Consider the following 16,876-nt stretch of genomic DNA (forward strand, 5'->3'; position numbering starts at 1 on the left):
CCCTGCATGTAGTAGAAATAGCGGTCCTTCGAGGCCTCGGCCGGAAAGGTCAGCGGCACCAGAACGACGAGCGCCGCCATGACCAGGACGCGTGCCGACACCGGCCAGCCGATTTTCCGATCGATCCGGAACAGAAGCATCGCCACCCCGATGCCGAGCCCCAGGGCAATGACGACCGGCGCGATCAGATGGAGGTAGGAGCCGAGCAGGAAACGATACACTTCCGGGTCCCTCGACACGAAGACCGTGTCGTAGAAGTGCAGCGAAAATCCTTTCAGCCGGAACTTGATCGCCGAAACCACGGTGACGAAGGCAATGCCCATCCAGGCGAGGTAGCCGGAAAAGGCAAGGCGCCCCGAAGCCAGGAACAGAAGTCCGGCAAGGGCAGCCACCAGCGCCAGCGAGAACGGCACCGACAGCCATTCGTGCTCGGCCCGTCCGGCGGCGAAGACGCCTGCAAGGCTGACCACGGCCAGCGTCAGCGGATGGCAGAGCACCCGTCCAAGACCTTGAAGCTGAACCACAGATTTTCCCACGAAGATGCCTGAGCATAGTTTCGGGAAATTCTTCGATTATTTGCGGGCTAAGAACAAATGTATAGTGGATTTAACCTTAACTCGGCTGGTCGGGATTGTCCGGTGCGCGCCAGCGCTCGCGCGGGGCCGCCCCGAAAGGTGCCTGGCCCCGCGGTGCTTCGATCAGTAATGGTGCCAGTGGCGCCAGTGATGATGCGGATGCCAGACGTAGGCCGGACCGTGCCAGTAGTGGTAGCGCGGGCGCACGACGACGACGCCGTTCGGCACGCAGCGGCCCCATCTGTTAGGGTGCCAGCCGATGCCGCAGCCCCAGCGGACATGCTCGACCAGTGCCGGGGTGGCTGGCTTGGCAACGGACACGATGGGCATTGCGCTGGACGCGGAGGCTGTCACGACAGTTCCACCGATGGCCAGGATAGCGGTTGCTGCATAGTTTTTCAGGCGACTCATAATTGGACTCCGAGTGCTTTCGACGATGAAGATGGCCGTCCTGTATGGTGCACAGGGCAGGCTTGTCCCTTCGCATCGTTAAACGGCGTCTCCGGCCTTTTCCGTCGGTCGTCATGGCGATTTTTTTGGCGTAACGGTGGCGCGGCGTTCCATATGGCGCAGCAACGCCTGTGCCAGCACGCTCCGGTTTTCAGGCGATGTGCTCGCCGCGAAGTCGACAATGGCCTGTTCAAGCCGGCTGCGCACCGTCACATCGGCATTGCGTGCCCGTTCCAGGGCGGCGGACAAGGCGGCCTTGTCCATGACAGGCTGCTGCAACAGGTCCGCTGCCTCCTGCCTCGCCTGCTGGCCATCGAGAATGATCTGACTGGACTGCACGCGAGCCTGGCGCAGCGCCTCGCGGAACGCCTTGCGGTCCTGGTTGGCAAGCTGTCGGCCAGCCGATTCCAGCGAGACAGCCGCGCCCGCTTTGGCATTTCTCAGCCAGACCGCGCCGCCGACGAATGCGCCCGCAAGAAAGACGTTCAGCACCACGGAAGTAATGACCAGACCACGGATCCAGCGCGGGCTCATAGGTTTTCCTCACCGTTCTCGGCATCCGGGCCGGCATCGCCAAACGCCGTTACATCGGTATCCAGCACATAGTGGTCCGGCTGGACCTCCGGCGTGACGATGGTCACCAGGGCCAGTCCTGCCACGGCACCGGCCAGACCAATGCCGGCAAGTCCAAGTCCCAGCCACCAGAACCACTGACGCCGGCGCTGGACGAGGTGCCGGCCGGCAGCCTGCAGAATGCTGCTGTGCAGTGCCTTGTCCGGGGCGTCGACGCGGTAGCTGTCGAGCAGCGCGTCAAGTGTCCCGGCCTGCCTCAAGATGGCCTCGCCCGCGTCGCTTGCGGCAAAGACCGTGCCGGCCATTCGCTCGGCCTCGGGCCATCGCCGCAAGTCGCCGCCATAGGCCTGCGCCAAGGCGGCAAAGCGCCTGGCATCCATTGCGGGTTCGTTCCTGGACCCTTCAGCCATGTGTCTCCCCCTTGCCCGTCGGCGCCGAGCGCCAGGCGGCACCAGCAAGGCGCAATGGCCGTGCTGCGTTGCTGCTTGCCCGGCGTTTACTCATCGGCGCCATCCTCCGCCAGGATCGCTTGCAGCGACCGCCGGCCGCGCGCGAGCAGGCTTTCCAGGGCATCGACGCTGATCTGCAGTGTCGCTGCCGCCTCGATATTGGACATCTCCTGATAGTAGACCAGAACGATCGCTTCGCGCTGGCGCGGCGCTATGGCTTGCAGCGCCCGTTCGACCCGATGGGCTTCTTCCTCGGAATGAGCATCGGGAAGCGGCGCAGGATCGGCGACGTCCGGCAGGTCGCCGGTCACCCACTCGCGCCTGCGACGCAGCCGGTCGTAGCAAAGGTTGAGCGTCACCCGGTGGATCCAGCTGTCGAAGCGCGCATTGCCGCGCCGCCAGCTCGCGGCATGGCGCCAGATCCGCACGAAGGTTTCCTGCGCGACATCCTCGGCCTCCGCCGCATCGCCGAGCATGCGCACGGCAAGCGCCAGGATACGCGGCAGCTTGCGCGCGACGAGCGTTTGCACGGCTGCCGGCTCGCCGGCGCCGACACGGCGAACCAGCTCCTCGTCCGGATCCGCAGCCATCAGTCGGCGCACTCCCGATGTTCATCGCGCGTCATTGCCTCTTGGTCATTGCTCTTGCTTGGGAGCGGTTTTGTGGCCCGGCAGTTCGTCGGCTGTCAGAATGCCATCGGCATTCTTGTCCAGCCGGGCGAAGCGCTTGGCGAAGAAGGCATCGAGTTCGGCGCGATCGATGAAGCCGTCATGGTTGGAATCGATCCGAGCGAAGGATCTGGCGGCGTCGCCCTTGACGTTGCGCTTCGCCTGAAAGGCCTCCCATTCCAGCAGGCTGATCTTGCCGTCGCCATCCGTGTCGGCCGCCATGATCGCCTTTTCGCGCCGCTTCTGGAATTTGGCCAGCGTGATGTCGGACCTGGTCCCCGACGCGCCTGGCGCGGCAAGTGGCGCGCCGGTCTGCGGTGCAGGCGGGGTCGTTGCCTGGGCAAGAGCCGCAACCGTCTGCAAACTCAAGGCAACGACTAATATCGAACGGCTGATCATGTTGTGCGTCTCCAGCTTGGCGCGATGCAGACGGCTTGTGCCGTCATCGCGCTTCAACCGTTAAACGCCGCGACCCGGAAAATCCGTCGGTCGCGCGTGCTGATCCGTTCGTGCTCGGGTGCGCATCCCGTCGATCGGGATGGAAGGAGCTCTAGTCCGACTGGTCGGCCGCAATCAGTTGTTCGGGCTTGAACCCGGCATGCTGCGGGGTCCACACCTCGCCCTCGCGATTGAACCAGTGGCACAGATACATGCCCGAGGCTGCGCCATCGCTGACCGTCATTCTGGGGCCTCCGGATTTCAGCTTGACCACGTCTCCGGTCTTGAAATTGTTGGGCATTTTTTGACCTCCCATGCTGAGGCCATGAGTTTCACACCAAACCGGGGTCACGACAATGGCAGATCTGCCAGGCCGGCGCCGCAATCCTTTGCGCCAGATGCGAAGGGGTAGACGACAAAAAGGAGGAGAAATGGTGCCGCTTGCGTGACTCGAACACGCGACCCCCGCATTACGAATGCTGTCCATACACGAATAGCGTGCTTTAAAAATAAGGCGCGCAACGGATCAATCCATTGATTTCGCTATGTTTTATGGCGAAAGCGTTATAACGTCCCCTGATTGTAAAACAACCTAGGGTGGTGCAACTAAGGTAGTTTTCCTTATTTGCTTCCAGCTCAAGGCCCAACCTGTCAGGAGAGTATCTTGCCGCGTATCAAGCTCACGGAACGTACCATCGAAAAGCTACTTGCTCCCGATCCATCGGGGAAGCAGGTGCTTCACTGGGATGCAGATCTGAAAGGTTTTGGCGTCCTCTGCTCGGGTGTGACGAGCACCAAAACGTTTATCGCGCAGCGCACACTTCCCGACGGAAAGACACGTCGCGTTACGGTGGCAGCCGTCAACGAAATGGCGCTGTCGAAGGCACGCGAGGAAGCTGCCGACATGCTAGTTGACCTTCGCAAGGGAAAGGACCCCAAGGCGCGGTCAATGACGCTGCAAGGGGCGCTGGATGCGTACTTGAAAAAGTATGACGCGAAACTAAGCGCCAACACTGTCTCGAACTACAAGGACAAGGTGGAGAACCATCTGACGTCCTGGCTGGACAAGCCACTCAACTTCATCACTCGTGATGCCGTGGAGAAGCGCCACGGCGAGATTGCCCAGAAGATCGCGCTATCAAATCGCTGGAAGGGCGAGGTGACTGCTAACACGACGATGGCCATCCTTCGTCTTCTCTGGAATTTCGCAGCGGACCAAGACCCGACGCTTCCGCAAAATCCTGTCCGCTTACGGAAGCAGTGGTTTGCTGAAGCGCGGCGCGAACGAATGGTTGAGGCCGACGACATGCCCGCCTTTTACAAGGCTGTCTGCGCTTTGCCCAACCCGGTTGCAGCCGACTACCTACGCTTCATTCTCTTCACAGGGTTGCGCCGACGCGAGGCCGCACTGTTGAAATGGGCGTATGTCGATTTCGACAAAAAGCTGCTTCACATCCCAGCCATCAACACCAAGGCAAAGCGCAAGCTTGACTTACCGATGTCCGACTTCGTTCGGGATTTGCTAGTGGCGCGGCGCGCGGTTGGAAAAGACCCCAACGACTACGTGTTTCCCTCGCACGGCAAGAAGACAGGCTATATCGCGGAGCCGAAATTTCCTCTCGATGCCGTTGCCAAAGCCTGCGGCGTCCAGGTGTCGGTGCACGACTTGCGGCGCACCTTCATCACTGTAGCTGAGGAAACAGAAATCAGCCCCATGGCGCTCAAGGCTCTGGTCAACCACTCGCTGGGAAATGACGTCACGGAGGGGTATGTGCAGATGAGGGTAGAGCGCCTTCGGAGCCCGGCGCAGAAGGTTGCCGACCGGCTCAAAACGCTATGCGGAATTGTTCCCATCGAGGGCGCGAACGTCGTCGCGATAGGCTGAAGCAAAAACGTTCCGCTTGTGGGTTTTGTTTTCCGCCCTTACTGTAACGCTGTAGTCCGTAGGCTGCCTGCTGAGGTGGCATAGGGCCTTTCGGGATCGTGCCCGTATATACGATCCATCCAAACGACAGGCTCTCGTGTGCAAAAAAAATGCGCGCGAGGGCTTTTTGTTGTTCGGCTCCCGCGCGTCCTTGACCAAAGCAAAAAGGATGAGCGCTATGGAATTGAATCTGCATCTCGACAAACGAGCCGACAACCTTGTCGCTGCCGTCGCCGGTGACGATGAGGACCTACTGAATACGGCTCAGACCGCAAAGCTTCTGGGCGTCAGTGTCCAGTGGATTGAGACGGGACGGTCGAAAGGCTACGGCCCGCCCTTCATCCGCATCGGGGCGCGTAACATCCGTTATCGGCGCGACTCCCTGCGCGAATGGTTGAAAGGTCGGGCAGAGTACCGCTCGACGCGCGAATACTAACCCCGGCGCCCAAAACGTGACCAGCCTGCGCAGCTACTTCCTTTTCCTCACCAAACGCCGTGAGCGCATACGTCAGGGCTTGCGGAGCGGCACCGTCTCGCTGCCAAACGAGAACGATTTCTATATCGCCCAATTGTATCGCCACAAGAACGGCAAGCGCTGGTCATTCAAGGTTGGTGACAAGATGATGTCGCTGACGACATCCGAACTCAAGAGCCAAGGGACGTTTCGCTATGCCGTGGCGGACGCGATCGGCGTGCTGCCCCCAATGCGCGCTCCAATCAACCATGAGTTCTGGGTGCGAAACCTAATGGAAAACGCTGTTGAAAAAGAAAACGCCGATCCCTGAAGAGGGACCGGCGCTCAAGAAGGACGTGTGGAACAGAAGGAGCCGGGGTGTCGTGCGGACCGACCCAGGACCAACTCCCAACAACATAGCCGCTCAATTCTAACCAGTAAATAGAATAGAAGCCGGCTAATGAATTTTCCAAAACTTCGCTCGGCCCTCAGCTTCAACTATGACTCTGATGGAATGGTGCGCGATAACCGCGACAACTTCATCACGGCTGTTGTGGCTGCGGCGATTACGGAGCACCCAGAAGGGGCGGACCCTGCGACGCTGCTTGCCTACGCGACCGCGTGGGTTCAAGCCCAGGCGGACCTTACGCGGCCGCACAAGGGCAGATGGCAGTGGAGCGACGATGTCCAACTTGAAAGGTTTCTGACCAAGCAGATTGCCCGTGCCCAGAAGCACGAAGCAAAAATCCGAGCAGGCAGGCAGAAGCGCGGCCTCGTTCCAGGAGTAGCACCAGCTCGCCGCTCCAATCCGATGACGCCGCACGCCGCGACCGAAACGTTGCGACGCGAGTTGATGAAATTCGCGACAGCTCTGCCCTTCTGGAATCCGGTCGAGCAGATGGATGCCTATATCGTGGAAGGTCCCTCACCGGACTCGACTGTTCCCCGGCTGCTCGTAGCGGGCGCTGCTGGGTTGGGGAAGAGCACGATGCTGCTGGAACTGCTCGCCGACCTGTTCAAGTCCAGTGCGGCCCGAGGGGACATGAAGCGCCGCGTCTTCTACCTCTGTCCGACCATAGAGCTGTGCGAGGAGTTGGCCCTTAAGTACAAGGCAATGGGTGGGCGGGGCATTGTGATCCGGGGTCGCACGCATGGGCTGGCCAAAGACCCAGAGAACACGCCCTGCCTCAAGCCACGTGACGTTGAGATTGCGGCCAGTGCCGGGTTGTATATCCAGAGCTCGCTTTGCAAGCGATACGATGAGGAAACGAAGACGCTGCACCTATGCGAGCACTACGAAAACGGGTGCCGGTACTACGCGCAGGCTGATGAACGCGCCGACATCGTTTTCATGACGCACGACATGGCCATGCTGACGCTGGATCAGGAACTATTCGGCAAGGCCGATCTGCTGGTGATCGATGAATCCATGCTCAGCAAATTGACCAGCACGGGCGGTGGCATTGCATTCGACGACATGTTGCACAGCGAGCATCTGACGCGGCTCCATGCGGCGCTATCCGAAGACCCGAAGGCCGACCCGATCCAGACGCTCATATGTATGGGCATCACATGGCAACAGCTTCGTGATGAACAGGTTGCCATGGAGGAAGCTGACAAGGGTGCGCGGAGCAACGTCGCTTATCCGGGCATCGACAGCACCCGATTAGCCAAAAACGCTGCAGCCTTCAAAAAGGAGCGCAGCAAATCGACTACCATCCGCATGCTGCGAAACCTCAAGAACGAGATGAAGGCCGGCCGGACCCGTGGCACGCGGTCCTTCACATTTGCGCCCGAAGTGGCGGTCGCGGCGACTGACAAGGTTCCCGCACACACGACGAAACTGGTATTCCTCCAGCACCGGCCAAAAGTGAAATTGCTTCGGCAAGATTTGCCCGTCCTGATGCTCGACGCGACGGGCGATGCGCGTCTGATGGCGCACAGTTTCCCCGGCATAACCGGCGTGACGATTGAAGCTGAGCGCAATGCCTATGTCGTCCAGACGACCGGCAACAGCGGTGCGATGGGCAAGATCGGAAACATCTCCACCGACAAATACCGCGAGGAAGTAGCCAGCGTGGCCCGCGACATGGCGAAGCGCCATGGAAATCGCGGCCTGGTCGTCGCGACCAAAGAATCGCTGGAGCTTGGCTTGCAGCGAATGCTTCCCGAGGGGGTTGATGTCATCTACTTCGGCAATCTGCGGGGCATCGACAAATACAAGGACCGTGACTGGATTCTGATAGCCGCGCGCATGCAGGTGAGGGCGCTAGAGGCCGAGCGCTACGCCAAGGCACTTGCCTATGACAGTTTGGAACCTCTGTCGTGTCCGGGCAGCTACACCGAAGCGCTCGTCGGCTACGATCTGTCGAGCTATGAGGACAGGCAGGGCATCCATGCCGTCCGGCACATCGATCCATTGGTGGAGGCAATACGGCGGCAGTTCACCGAGGCAGAAAGTGTCCAGGCGATAGATAGGCTGCGCTTGGTGTTTCGGGGATATGATGACGACTTGATCAATCAGTCAGCGCAGTGGCTCAGGCCGGCGAAATGCGCGTTCGTCTGTATCCTGTCTGAAGTCCCGCTGCCGGGCATCATCGTTGATGAGTTGGCGCCATACAAGAATGTCGTCGGACGGACCGGTGAAAGGGGCGGTGGTGGCGGTCCCGGCAGCCGTTTGAAGAAATGGTACGACGAGCTTGGCGGTGTGCTTCCGATCCAGAAGCGGAAGTGGCTGGCGCAGCGTTTTGGAGTGACGGTTCGAGCGGTGGACAACACAATCGATGACTTCAAGACGCGCGGCGACGGGAACTATAGGAAGCTACTGGGAGCCGTGCCGGTCTTCATACATGGCGTGACGCCCGGTACCGTGTACGCATCCAATCGACAAAGGGCGCTTGAGTTTAGCCGGGATTGGCAGGAGGCAGGGCAATAGTCCCTCCGGCCGTAAAACACTGCAAACCCTATATATACACATATAGCTTTTGCAGTGTTTTTGCACTGGAGGGACTATTGCCCCGCGTTTTCCCGGAAATATCGGGAGATCACGAATTCCGAGCGAGGGCCGTATTTATTTGCGCCCCAGCTTCGCACCGCATGCGTAGCGCCAGCGTCCTCCGACGCCAGTCTCTAAAGGCCGCTCTTCTAGTCGATTTTCCTTATTGCTAAAACAAAAGCCATCATAACGCGCTGTAAAGGTTCAGCTTTACGCATCACAGCAGCTAATATACTGTTAGCTTTACCGCTTGACTTGAAGAAAAAGCACATAGCAGACACATAACGGGTACACTGTGGACGCCTCCTATCCAGTTCGGCGCAAGATCAAGGGCAGAAGCGGGGTCACCAACGGCAAAGAACTGCTGCCGGGGATCGATGGCCGTTCCAAATGGGCGCGGCGGCTGCATGATCTAATTGCTAATCACGTCTCTGACCTAGGCGGGCCAAGCAACGTCACACAGTCGCAGTATATTTTGGTCAAGAGCGCCGCAAACGCGACAATCGTTCTTGAACAATGGGAAGTACAGTTCGCTGGTGATGGCACTGTTAGCCTTCCTGCTCTCTTGGCCTACCAGTCCGTTGCGAACAGCTTGCGGCGCATCTTCGAGACGCTAGGCCTTAGCCGCGTTGATCCCCCTCGCGACGGCATGCAGACGTACGACACCAGCAAGCTTACCCCAGACGAGCAGCAACGCCTCAAGCTTCTGAATCACAAGGTGGGCGAGGTTGGAGTGGGGGGCCTGTCGGAGAACGATGCGAGTGAGATGAAGATGCTCATGGAGAAGTGCCTGGGCAGGGGTTACGGGCCATCGGTTACAGATCCCAATCCTCGTGATCGACCGTTCCACGAGATCGACTATTCGAGGCGAATATGAGCCCGGAAGTCTACACCGGCGATTTCTTCCACAGCCCGAGCGGCACCCAATGGGTGATCATTTTCGTGTTCGAAACTGAGGATATCGCCGGGCTGAAGGACGGAACATACGTCTTCGCCGTTCGGTCCATCGAGACAAAATACGGCGACGACATCATCTACGACCTGTTCCCCGTGGACAAGCTTGGCTGGACGACGACCCCCGTCTTTGACGAAGGCGATGTCTATCAACTCGCCTATGAGGATTTCGCGATCCAGGGCGAACGCGGCCCCCTTGTCCAATTGCGGCGCGAAGACGGATCGACCGAGTTCGCGTGCCGATGGCGCGTCGCCTTCAACATGATGCGCGGTGTCGACGTCTCCCCGGAAGCCGAGTGGCGGCAAGCCACGGCAGGACAAGTTTGATGGCTCAGCTTGGCGATATCGTTACCGTTGAAAGCGGCCTCAAATGGGTGGTGTTGGAGCTAATCGGCAATGCCGGCGGCACGCAAGATGCCCGCCTTATCCGACCATCTGGTGATGGTCGCAATACTGGGCTCCTCAAGGGTGCTAGCGGGTTGACCGTTACCGCAAGTCCGTCGTTCCAGCCAGGTGATCCTGTGACCGTTAACGGACTGAAGGGCAGCTATCTGGGAACTGAAGACGGCGTGGCCCACGTGCTCTTGGCACCGCGTCAGATGCAGACAAAATCCGGTGCCTTCATCGGCCTCGACGCATCCGTTGCGAGGATGAACATCGCCCTGCTCGTCATTGAAAATCGAAAACTTTGAAGGAGAAGAACCATGGCACTGCATGTTCCCATTGACCTTGATGAACGTATCATTGATCGGATTGCCGAGACGGACAGGCTGACAGGTGCGCCTATCGCGGACCCTGTAATTTCCGGGTTGTCGAACGCTGTGAAGCTGGCGAGAGAGCAAGCGCATAGTCTCGCCGCCTATGAAGCGGCAGCGCATGCTGACAAGACGATGACATTCGAAGCCAACCTTCTGCGCGTGGCGGGTGCCGCTGAGAAGTCGGGCTCACGTGTCGCAACGCTGCTGGACGCCGCGCGGACGAGGGCCATCACGGAAATCGCCAACATTGAGAAGCGCACCGGCACTCCACCGCCGCCAAAGGACAGTATCGCGCTGTCCATGGAGGCTGAAATCAGGGCACGCCTCGGCAACATGCCGCCCAAGCACAGGACCGCAGCTATCGCGAAGGCAAAGGCAGAGAACAACGAAGCAATCATCGGTGCGGTGTTGCGGGGCCAGCCGCTGCTTACCGGCCTGACCGAGACGCAGCAGGATGCGATGCGCCATCACTACCGCGAGCGTTTCCACTCGGCCGACTATGCTCGTCTTAGCCGTTTGAAAAGGGCTCTTGAAGCCGTGGACAAGTCGGGGCGGCTGTTCGTCAAGATAGTTCGAGACGCTGTCAACACACCCGCTGCAATGCAGGCGGCCAGCAACAAGGCGGTGCTTGAGGAATCAGCCGCTGCACACGCAAGGGAGGCATGACCATGGACAAGAACGCACTGTTTCTTGAGGACGGCAGTTTCGCCGCCCCTCTATTTGTGAAGGACATCGCGGAGGTGCCGGAAAGCCATCGCGATTGGTACAATCCCATGCCCAAGGGCAACACCAGGGGCAACTACAGGCTTGACGATTTCTACTGGATGGAAGTGCGCCTGCCTTTCGAACAAGAAGTGCTGCGGCTCGAGCAACAACAAGCAGCGCTGACCGCCAAATACGAGGCGGACATTGGGCGCGAGAAGCAGGGGCGAAAGGAGGATAAGATCAACGCCACACTGCTGAGCACCTGCGAGGCGGCAGGCATCCCCGAAGGGCTGATCGAGGGCGCGATCGCTGTGCTGTCGAAGCAGACAACGTTCGACGTTGACGATTCATATGAGTTTGGCGGCGGCGTGGTCATCGCCAACAGCGGCGGCCATCTGAATACGGTAGAGACGCTGGTCGAGAACTTCCTCGACAGCGACGAGGGCAAGGCATTCCGCGGGAAACGCCGAGCCGCTCCGTCGGATGACTACTTCAGCAATATGATCACGGGCATGAAAGAGCGGCGGTAAAGCGACTCGTCAACTTGCATAAATCTTCGACTCGGCTGACAGTTCGCCCTTCCAACAATATTGGGAGGGGAAAATGGCTGAAACAGAGCTCGACTCGCTACTCGAACGGATGCCGGAAATCGCCAAGGCGGTAAACTCTTTTACCTCTGAAGTTGTGCAGCAGACCGCATTTGAGGCGTTAATCGCCGCCTTCACAGGCAATGATCCAAAACCGAGGAATGAGTCCCAAGGTGCTCCCGAAGCTGCGACGTCCAATGCGGGAGGGGAAAAGACCAAGAAGTCAAATCGCAGTCCTCGCAAGTCGCGATCAAATGATAAGTCGAAAAATGAAAATGCGTTCGATGAGTTGGCGCTGGTCAACGCCATACGCGAGGACGCTCGTTTCGAGCAATTCAGGTCCAAAGTTATATTGGGATCGGCTTCTAAGACACAACAAGTAAAGTTTATTTCTTGGTACGCTGGAGAAACGCCGCTCACTTCAGGGAATATGCTCCGAGCACTTGATATTTTGGGCGTGAAGATAGATGCGCCTGCTGCCTCCAGGGCCGTGACAGCCGCGAAGAACGACTACATAGCGACGCCAAACACCAAGCCGGTGACATTCCGCCTTACCACGCGCGCGCACATCGATTACGAAAAGTGGCTGTTGAATGACACAGCAGCTAGCTGATTTCGCGGCGTATCTGTCCGAACAGAAACTAACGGAACTTGATGAAGCCATCGCGGTCGTGTGGTTCCTGACACGCGATCCTGAACACGAAAAGGGTGTCACCGTTACTCAAATTGCAAAGGTACTCACCGACAATCGACTGAGGCCAAGCATCAACGCATCTCGGCTTGGCGCGAAGCTGCGAAGCAATTCAAATGTGGTTGCGGGGGCGAAGCTTGGCGCTGGTACCCATCGCATCAAAGCGTCAAGTGACCGCACATTTGCTGAAAAATACGCAGACTTCCTTGACCCCCGAACTGCCAAAGTTGGCGACAGTATCATCTCCAACGAGATCCCCCTGGGGGGCCGTCGCCACTTGGAACAAATAAGACGCGAAGCGAACGGTTGCTATGATCGAGGGTTTTACAACGGCTCAGCGGTGATGTGTCGGCGCATGGTTGAGTTGCTTCTCGTGGAGGCCTTCGTCAAAGCGGGCCACCTCGCTCAGATCCTTGATGCGAAAGACGACATAAAGGGCTTCGGTGAGATCATCGGAATCGCAAAATCCAACCAGTACATTCGTCTGTCCCGGACAACGCCGGGGACCATCGAAAAGGTGAAGACCATCGGGGACGCTGCTGCCCATCATAGGTTCTACAACACAACGAAGAAGGACCTTGATGAATTGAATCCCGGTCTACGGCACGTGATAACGGAATTAGCGGCCCTTGCAGGCTTTTAGCGCGCCGCCCAGACACTTGGGGCGGCGCGCATGCTTGTCGCGCTACAGGCGGCGGCTTTGGCCGCCTAGGCCGGTGTAAGGAAGGTATAATCGCACTGCTTGAGACGCCGCTCAGCCTCAAGCAGCAGCTCCGACGCAAACAACGGCCTGTGAGGCGACTGGACGGCCAACGCTTCGACCGACAGATCAACCCGCCCGAGTGTCCAGAGATCGACTAGTCCGGCATGGATACGGAATTGAGATGAAGGTTGCAGCAAACGCTTTGCAGCTTCCAACCCTCCGTAGCGTAGGATCATCTGCGTCAGGGAATTGCCCTTAAGGCCAGCCTCGTATCTAGCCCTTCGATCAATGGCCAGTATGGCTTGATGAAAAGCCATCCCGAGAACCATGTCGCGGCATTCTTCGTTGGTTATAGATTTCATTGTCTCGTCTCCTAGTAAATGTCCACGGGACAACCCCGCACGAACACGTCAACCGGGTCGGTCGGCGCGTTGTCAGCGGGTTTCACAGGACTTGCCTGCGGGAGAGAGCTGGAACCGCGCTATGTGAACAGATATAGGCCTAGTGTCAATAACTCGGCGACTTTCCTTATTTGGGACAAAACCCAAATAAGTTTCGACGAGGCTGAACCAGCGCAAGCTATTCTGTTTGTTGGAGATTTTTGGTGCCGCTTGCGTGACTCGAACACGCGACCCCCGCATTACGAATGCGGTGCTCTACCAACTGAGCTAAAGCGGCCCGGGAAGCCAACGCCTCCAAGATGCGGCGGTGATAGACGCAACCGGGCGCGAATTCAAGATGCGACTTGGCAATTCCTGCGGCGGCGTCATGGCACCCTCGAAAGCCGGCCGCCGCCTTGTCCGCCAATCAATCGCCAAGGGATGCGGCGCACGGTACGTGCGCTCTCCGCGCGTGAAAATCGGTGAAACATGCTGATTTTGTTGCCGGAACAGCGCCGGAATGGACTTTGCATACCTCTGCGAGGCAGAATGCGCCGCTCGCCCGTTGATTGATTGGTCGCCTGCGGCTAACGATCACGGCAAGGTAGGCAAAGACAGAGGGACCCGCTTGGACGCGATCGAAAAAGCGATCCGGAACGCCTTGGAGAAAGGCAATGCCGAGGACCGCGCGTTCCGCGAGAGGGTCTATCGCTCGGCTTTTGCCGCGCTTGATCGCGCGCTCCAGGCCAATCCCGGTGTGACCGTTGAGGTCGCCATCAAGCGCCGCAAGGCAATCCAGGCGAAAATCACCGAAATCGAATCCGAGTTCCTGCCGGCGGTGCCGGATGTCGGCCCGCAGGGCGATGCACCGGCGGTCGAACTCGGAGCGGACTCGGCGCCCGCGGTCGAAACCGGCCGACAGGCATCGTCCCCCGATGTCGTCGTCGACGGCCCCGTGCAATCCGCTGCCGATGCGCCGCGCTCGCGCGTCCTGCCCGTCGTTCCCGACATCATGCCGGACGCCTCGCTTCCCGATGCACCGGCCATCGACATGTCGGTTCCGGCCGCGGCCGGCGCGACCACGGAAGTGGCGCCCGACCGCGATGAAAGACGCATAAGAGGGCGTCGCCTGCCGCTGACCGCCATCTTCCTGACCGTGACACTGCTGGCAGCGGTTGGCATCGGCCTGTTCTTCGCCGTGCAGACCGGCGTGTTCAAGACGTCGGCCCAACTCGACACCGCACCACCTGAAGCGCCGCCGACCGTCGAGGACGACGATTTCACACCGGCCGACGGCGGTCCGGCAAAACCCGGCGCCGCCGACCAGTCGCGCGACTGGATCAATGTGTTTTCGCCGGCCGATGCATCGCATGTCAGTGCGCCATCGGACGCCAGGGCCGAGGTGATGAAGGACGATACCGGTTCGTTCCTGCGCATCCGTTCCGGCGCGTCCGGTTCGGCGATCAGCTTCGACGTCGGACAAGGCGTGCTGGAGAAACTGGCCGGCAAACATGCCGTGTTCGACATCATTGCCCGCTCCGAAGAAGGCAAGGAGACGCAGATTTCGGTCGACTGCAATTTCGGCGAACTCGGCGACTGCGGCCGCAAGCGCTATGCGGTCGGCCAGCAGCAGAACGAATATCTGTTCGACGTGCAGTTTCCCGACAAGCATCCGGGCTCGGCCGGCACCATTGCCATCAATTCCGACTTCGACAAGCAGGGCAAGGCCGCCGACATCTACGAAATCCGCGTTTCGATCGAGCCATAGCGAACCCCGCACCGCGCTAATTATCGGTCGAGCAGCGCCTGCAGCGTTTCGATGCGGTCGGCCTCGTTGGCCGGCTTGTCCCAGCGCAATCGCGAAATGCGGGGAAAGCGCATGGCGACGCCGGATTTGTGCCGGGTCGAGCGGTTCAGTCCTTCGAAGGCGACTTCCAGCACCAGGCCGTTGTCGCGGTCGGCCCGCACCGAGCGCACCGGCCCGAAACGCTCGATCGTGTTGTCGCGGACATATTTGTCGATCTGCTTCAACTCCTCGTCGGTGAAGCCGAAATAGGCCTTGCCGACCGGTACCAGTTCTTCTTCGCCTTCGGCACCTGTCCAGACACCGAACGTATAGTCGGAATAGAAGCTCGACCGTTTGCCGTGGCCGCGCTGCGCATACATCAGCACCGCGTCCACTGTGTGCGGATCGCGTTTCCACTTGAACCACGGACCTTTCGGCCGGCCGGCGACATAGGCTGAGTCCCAGCGCTTCAGCATGACGCCTTCGATGATCGGATGCGGCGGCGCCCGGCGCAGTTCCTCCAGCGTTTGCCAGTCCGTGAAGTCGACGAATGGCGACAGATCGAAACGGCTCGGGTCGAGTGTCGCGACAAAGCTTTCCAGCCGGCCGCGCCGTTCGCGAAACGGCAGCGCGCGCAAATCCTCGCCGCCGACCTGGAGCAGATCGTAGCAGCGCATGAAGGCCGGGTATTGCTGCTGCATCTTCGGTGCCACCGTCTTGCGATTCAGCCGTTGCTGCAGATCGGAGAAGGTTCCCGTCGCCTCCCGGGGATCGCCGACAAGCAGTTCGCCGTCCAGCGTTGCGGAAAAATGCATGGCCTCGGCGAGGTCCGGAAAGGCGCCCGAAACGTCATCGCCGGTGCGCGAATAGAGCCGGCGGATGCCGCCCTCCGCCACCGCCTGGACACGGATGCCGTCCCATTTCCATTCGGCGGCATAATCGGCCGGATCGAGCTTTTCGAGATCGCCGTCGCCGACCGGGTTCGACAGCATCACCGGGCGAAACAATGCCAACGCCGTGTTCCTGGGCTTTTCGGCCTTGCCTTCCAGCCAGGCGAACAACGCTGTGTAAGGCGGTGACAGCCCGTGCCAGAGCTCCTCGATCTCCGCGACCTCGACCTTGCCGAAATCCGCCAGCGCCTGTTTGGCCAGACGCGCCGACACGCCGATGCGCAGGCCGCCGGTGACCAGCTTGATGATGGCAAAGCGTGCCGAGATGCCGGCGCTGTCGAGCAGCCCCGCCAGCACCTTGGGCCCGTCGGAGCGGCTTGCCGCCTGCAGTTTGGCGACAACCTCGCCAAGCGTCGGCTCGCGGTTCGGGATGTTTCCGGGCGTTTGCGGCCAGACCAGCGACACCGTTTCGGCGAGATCGCCGACATAGTCGTAGGAATAGCCGAACAGCACCGGATCCATGCGCTCGGTGACGAGCATGCGCAGCATCGCCGGCTTGACCGCGGCGATGTGGAGATCGCCAGTGATGGCAGCCAGCGCCAGGCCGCGATCGGGATCCTCGACGCTGCGGAAATAGTCGGTCAGCAAGGTCAGCTTGCCGTTGCGCGACGGCGTCAGCACCAGGCGGTCGAGAAGTTCGGCGAAGCGGTTCATGGCGGCGTGAACCTCGCCAATCTGGGAACGTCGCGTTCTGTCGCGCCCCCCTCTGTCCTGCCGGACATCTCCCCCTCAAGGGGGGAGATTGGATATCCCCACTGCTTTCGCCAATCTCCAACGTCGCGAGAATGAGCGCAGCGTCGAAGCAGCCGATCTCCCCCCTTGAGGGGGAGATGTCC

At 59.8% G+C, this 16,876-nt stretch carries 20 protein-coding genes, 2 tRNA genes and 1 pseudogene; 12 read left to right on the forward strand and 11 right to left on the reverse strand.

What is annotated here, in order from left to right; genetic code table 11:
- From EN991_RS04020 to EN991_RS39740, 8 genes and pseudogenes are all read right to left on the reverse strand, one after another.
- A pseudogene (locus tag EN991_RS04020) lies at nucleotides 1-524 on the reverse strand (sulfatase); the annotation flags it as partial.
- 174 nt (nucleotides 525-698) lie between these two features.
- The gene (locus EN991_RS04025) at nucleotides 699-986 is read right to left on the reverse strand and encodes a hypothetical protein (RefSeq protein WP_024503409.1); all 288 of its coding nucleotides are present in this window, start codon (nucleotides 984-986) and stop codon (nucleotides 699-701) included.
- A 111-nt stretch (nucleotides 987-1,097) separates the two neighbouring features.
- The gene (locus tag EN991_RS04030; protein ID WP_127368191.1) at nucleotides 1,098-1,559 is read right to left on the reverse strand and encodes a periplasmic heavy metal sensor; all 462 of its coding nucleotides are present in this window, start codon (nucleotides 1,557-1,559) and stop codon (nucleotides 1,098-1,100) included.
- On the reverse strand, nucleotides 1,556-2,008 hold the full coding sequence (locus EN991_RS04035; protein WP_127368192.1) for a hypothetical protein: 453 nt from the start codon (nucleotides 2,006-2,008) through the stop codon (nucleotides 1,556-1,558). Before EN991_RS04035 ends, EN991_RS04030 begins: the two co-directional genes overlap by 4 nt.
- Nucleotides 2,009-2,094: 86 nt before the next feature.
- Complete coding sequence (locus EN991_RS04040) at nucleotides 2,095-2,637, reverse strand: RNA polymerase sigma factor (RefSeq protein ID WP_013527960.1); 543 nt, start codon at nucleotides 2,635-2,637, stop codon at nucleotides 2,095-2,097.
- A 45-nt stretch (nucleotides 2,638-2,682) separates the two neighbouring features.
- Nucleotides 2,683-3,171, reverse strand: a complete 489-nt coding sequence (locus EN991_RS04045) for an acid-shock protein (protein ID WP_245460892.1) — start codon at nucleotides 3,169-3,171, stop codon at nucleotides 2,683-2,685.
- Between the two features lie 94 nt (nucleotides 3,172-3,265).
- Entirely contained in the window at nucleotides 3,266-3,454 is a 189-nt protein-coding gene (locus tag EN991_RS04050; RefSeq protein WP_013527958.1) for a DUF2158 domain-containing protein, read from the reverse strand.
- A gap of 131 nt (nucleotides 3,455-3,585) precedes the next feature.
- A tRNA-Ser gene (locus EN991_RS39740) sits at nucleotides 3,586-3,673 on the reverse strand.
- A gap of 144 nt (nucleotides 3,674-3,817) precedes the next feature.
- Here EN991_RS39740 and EN991_RS04055 point away from each other — a divergent pair.
- The 11 genes from EN991_RS04055 to EN991_RS04105 all read left to right on the forward strand — a co-directional run bounded on the left by EN991_RS04055 (nucleotide 3,818) and on the right by EN991_RS04105 (nucleotide 12,864).
- Nucleotides 3,818-5,038 (forward strand): integrase family protein, encoded by a 1,221-nt coding sequence (locus EN991_RS04055; RefSeq protein WP_164766127.1) that lies wholly within the window; start codon nucleotides 3,818-3,820, stop codon nucleotides 5,036-5,038.
- Between the two features lie 217 nt (nucleotides 5,039-5,255).
- Entirely contained in the window at nucleotides 5,256-5,513 is a 258-nt protein-coding gene (locus tag EN991_RS04060; RefSeq protein ID WP_127368194.1) for a helix-turn-helix domain-containing protein, read from the forward strand.
- A 16-nt stretch (nucleotides 5,514-5,529) separates the two neighbouring features.
- Entirely contained in the window at nucleotides 5,530-5,862 is a 333-nt protein-coding gene (locus EN991_RS04065; RefSeq protein ID WP_127368195.1) for a hypothetical protein, read from the forward strand.
- Between the two features lie 129 nt (nucleotides 5,863-5,991).
- Entirely contained in the window at nucleotides 5,992-8,466 is a 2,475-nt protein-coding gene (locus EN991_RS04070; protein ID WP_127368196.1) for a DEAD/DEAH box helicase family protein, read from the forward strand.
- A gap of 355 nt (nucleotides 8,467-8,821) precedes the next feature.
- Complete coding sequence (locus EN991_RS04075; RefSeq protein WP_127368197.1) at nucleotides 8,822-9,403, forward strand: hypothetical protein; 582 nt, start codon at nucleotides 8,822-8,824, stop codon at nucleotides 9,401-9,403.
- Nucleotides 9,400-9,807 carry a hypothetical protein gene (locus EN991_RS04080; RefSeq protein ID WP_127368198.1) on the forward strand — a complete coding sequence of 136 codons (408 nt, stop codon included), beginning with the start codon at nucleotides 9,400-9,402 and terminating at the stop codon, nucleotides 9,805-9,807. Before EN991_RS04075 ends, EN991_RS04080 begins: the two co-directional genes overlap by 4 nt.
- Nucleotides 9,807-10,172 carry a hypothetical protein gene (locus EN991_RS04085; RefSeq protein ID WP_127368199.1) on the forward strand — a complete coding sequence of 122 codons (366 nt, stop codon included), beginning with the start codon at nucleotides 9,807-9,809 and terminating at the stop codon, nucleotides 10,170-10,172. Before EN991_RS04080 ends, EN991_RS04085 begins: the two co-directional genes overlap by 1 nt.
- Nucleotides 10,173-10,184: 12 nt before the next feature.
- Nucleotides 10,185-10,904, forward strand: coding sequence for a hypothetical protein (locus tag EN991_RS04090; RefSeq protein WP_127368200.1), 720 nt, complete (start codon nucleotides 10,185-10,187; stop codon nucleotides 10,902-10,904).
- Between the two features lie 2 nt (nucleotides 10,905-10,906).
- Complete coding sequence (locus EN991_RS04095; RefSeq protein WP_127368201.1) at nucleotides 10,907-11,473, forward strand: hypothetical protein; 567 nt, start codon at nucleotides 10,907-10,909, stop codon at nucleotides 11,471-11,473.
- Nucleotides 11,474-11,546: 73 nt separating this feature from the next.
- Nucleotides 11,547-12,143, forward strand: coding sequence for a hypothetical protein (locus EN991_RS04100; protein ID WP_127368202.1), 597 nt, complete (start codon nucleotides 11,547-11,549; stop codon nucleotides 12,141-12,143).
- Nucleotides 12,124-12,864 carry a DUF4145 domain-containing protein gene (locus EN991_RS04105; RefSeq protein ID WP_127368203.1) on the forward strand — a complete coding sequence of 247 codons (741 nt, stop codon included), beginning with the start codon at nucleotides 12,124-12,126 and terminating at the stop codon, nucleotides 12,862-12,864. Before EN991_RS04100 ends, EN991_RS04105 begins: the two co-directional genes overlap by 20 nt.
- A 65-nt stretch (nucleotides 12,865-12,929) precedes the next feature.
- On the opposite strand, the gene EN991_RS04110 is transcribed toward EN991_RS04105, so the two are convergent.
- Both EN991_RS04110 and EN991_RS04115 read right to left on the reverse strand, forming a co-directional pair.
- Nucleotides 12,930-13,286, reverse strand: a complete 357-nt coding sequence (locus tag EN991_RS04110; RefSeq protein WP_127368204.1) for a hypothetical protein — start codon at nucleotides 13,284-13,286, stop codon at nucleotides 12,930-12,932.
- 240 nt (nucleotides 13,287-13,526) lie between these two features.
- Nucleotides 13,527-13,602 (reverse strand) — tRNA-Thr (locus EN991_RS04115).
- A 330-nt stretch (nucleotides 13,603-13,932) separates the two neighbouring features.
- On the opposite strand from EN991_RS04115, the gene EN991_RS04120 reads away from it, so the two are divergent.
- Nucleotides 13,933-15,072, forward strand: coding sequence for a hypothetical protein (locus EN991_RS04120; protein ID WP_164753685.1), 1,140 nt, complete (start codon nucleotides 13,933-13,935; stop codon nucleotides 15,070-15,072).
- Between the two features lie 20 nt (nucleotides 15,073-15,092).
- On the opposite strand, the gene EN991_RS04125 is transcribed toward EN991_RS04120, so the two are convergent.
- Nucleotides 15,093-16,694 carry a cisplatin damage response ATP-dependent DNA ligase gene (locus tag EN991_RS04125; protein ID WP_024503421.1) on the reverse strand — a complete coding sequence of 534 codons (1,602 nt, stop codon included), beginning with the start codon at nucleotides 16,692-16,694 and terminating at the stop codon, nucleotides 15,093-15,095.
- Nucleotides 16,695-16,876 lie beyond the last annotated feature (182 nt).

This window comes from Mesorhizobium sp. M7A.F.Ca.US.005.03.2.1 (genome assembly GCF_003997795.1).
Classification (GTDB): Bacteria; Pseudomonadota; Alphaproteobacteria; order Rhizobiales; family Rhizobiaceae; genus Mesorhizobium; species Mesorhizobium ciceri.

What these genes read in the sequence shown, in the direction of transcription:
- EN991_RS04080 (WP_127368198.1), top strand. Translation starts at nt 9,400, where the DNA reads ATGAGCCCGGAAGTCTACACCGGCGATTTCTTCCACAGCCCGAGCGGC.
- EN991_RS04030 (WP_127368191.1), bottom strand. Translation starts at nt 1,559, where the DNA reads ATGAGCCCGCGCTGGATCCGTGGTCTGGTCATTACTTCCGTGGTGCTG.
- EN991_RS04090 (WP_127368200.1), top strand. Translation starts at nt 10,185, where the DNA reads ATGGCACTGCATGTTCCCATTGACCTTGATGAACGTATCATTGATCGG.
- EN991_RS04110 (WP_127368204.1), bottom strand. Translation starts at nt 13,286, where the DNA reads ATGAAATCTATAACCAACGAAGAATGCCGCGACATGGTTCTCGGGATG.
- EN991_RS04025 (WP_024503409.1), bottom strand. Translation starts at nt 986, where the DNA reads ATGAGTCGCCTGAAAAACTATGCAGCAACCGCTATCCTGGCCATCGGT.
- EN991_RS04100 (WP_127368202.1), top strand. Translation starts at nt 11,547, where the DNA reads ATGGCTGAAACAGAGCTCGACTCGCTACTCGAACGGATGCCGGAAATC.
- EN991_RS04060 (WP_127368194.1), top strand. Translation starts at nt 5,256, where the DNA reads ATGGAATTGAATCTGCATCTCGACAAACGAGCCGACAACCTTGTCGCT.
- EN991_RS04040 (WP_013527960.1), bottom strand. Translation starts at nt 2,637, where the DNA reads ATGGCTGCGGATCCGGACGAGGAGCTGGTTCGCCGTGTCGGCGCCGGC.
- EN991_RS04095 (WP_127368201.1), top strand. Translation starts at nt 10,907, where the DNA reads ATGGACAAGAACGCACTGTTTCTTGAGGACGGCAGTTTCGCCGCCCCT.
- EN991_RS04105 (WP_127368203.1), top strand. Translation starts at nt 12,124, where the DNA reads ATGACACAGCAGCTAGCTGATTTCGCGGCGTATCTGTCCGAACAGAAA.
- EN991_RS04035 (WP_127368192.1), bottom strand. Translation starts at nt 2,008, where the DNA reads ATGGCTGAAGGGTCCAGGAACGAACCCGCAATGGATGCCAGGCGCTTT.
- EN991_RS04085 (WP_127368199.1), top strand. Translation starts at nt 9,807, where the DNA reads ATGGCTCAGCTTGGCGATATCGTTACCGTTGAAAGCGGCCTCAAATGG.
- EN991_RS04125 (WP_024503421.1), bottom strand. Translation starts at nt 16,694, where the DNA reads ATGAACCGCTTCGCCGAACTTCTCGACCGCCTGGTGCTGACGCCGTCG.
- EN991_RS04050 (WP_013527958.1), bottom strand. Translation starts at nt 3,454, where the DNA reads ATGCCCAACAATTTCAAGACCGGAGACGTGGTCAAGCTGAAATCCGGA.
- EN991_RS04070 (WP_127368196.1), top strand. Translation starts at nt 5,992, where the DNA reads ATGAATTTTCCAAAACTTCGCTCGGCCCTCAGCTTCAACTATGACTCT.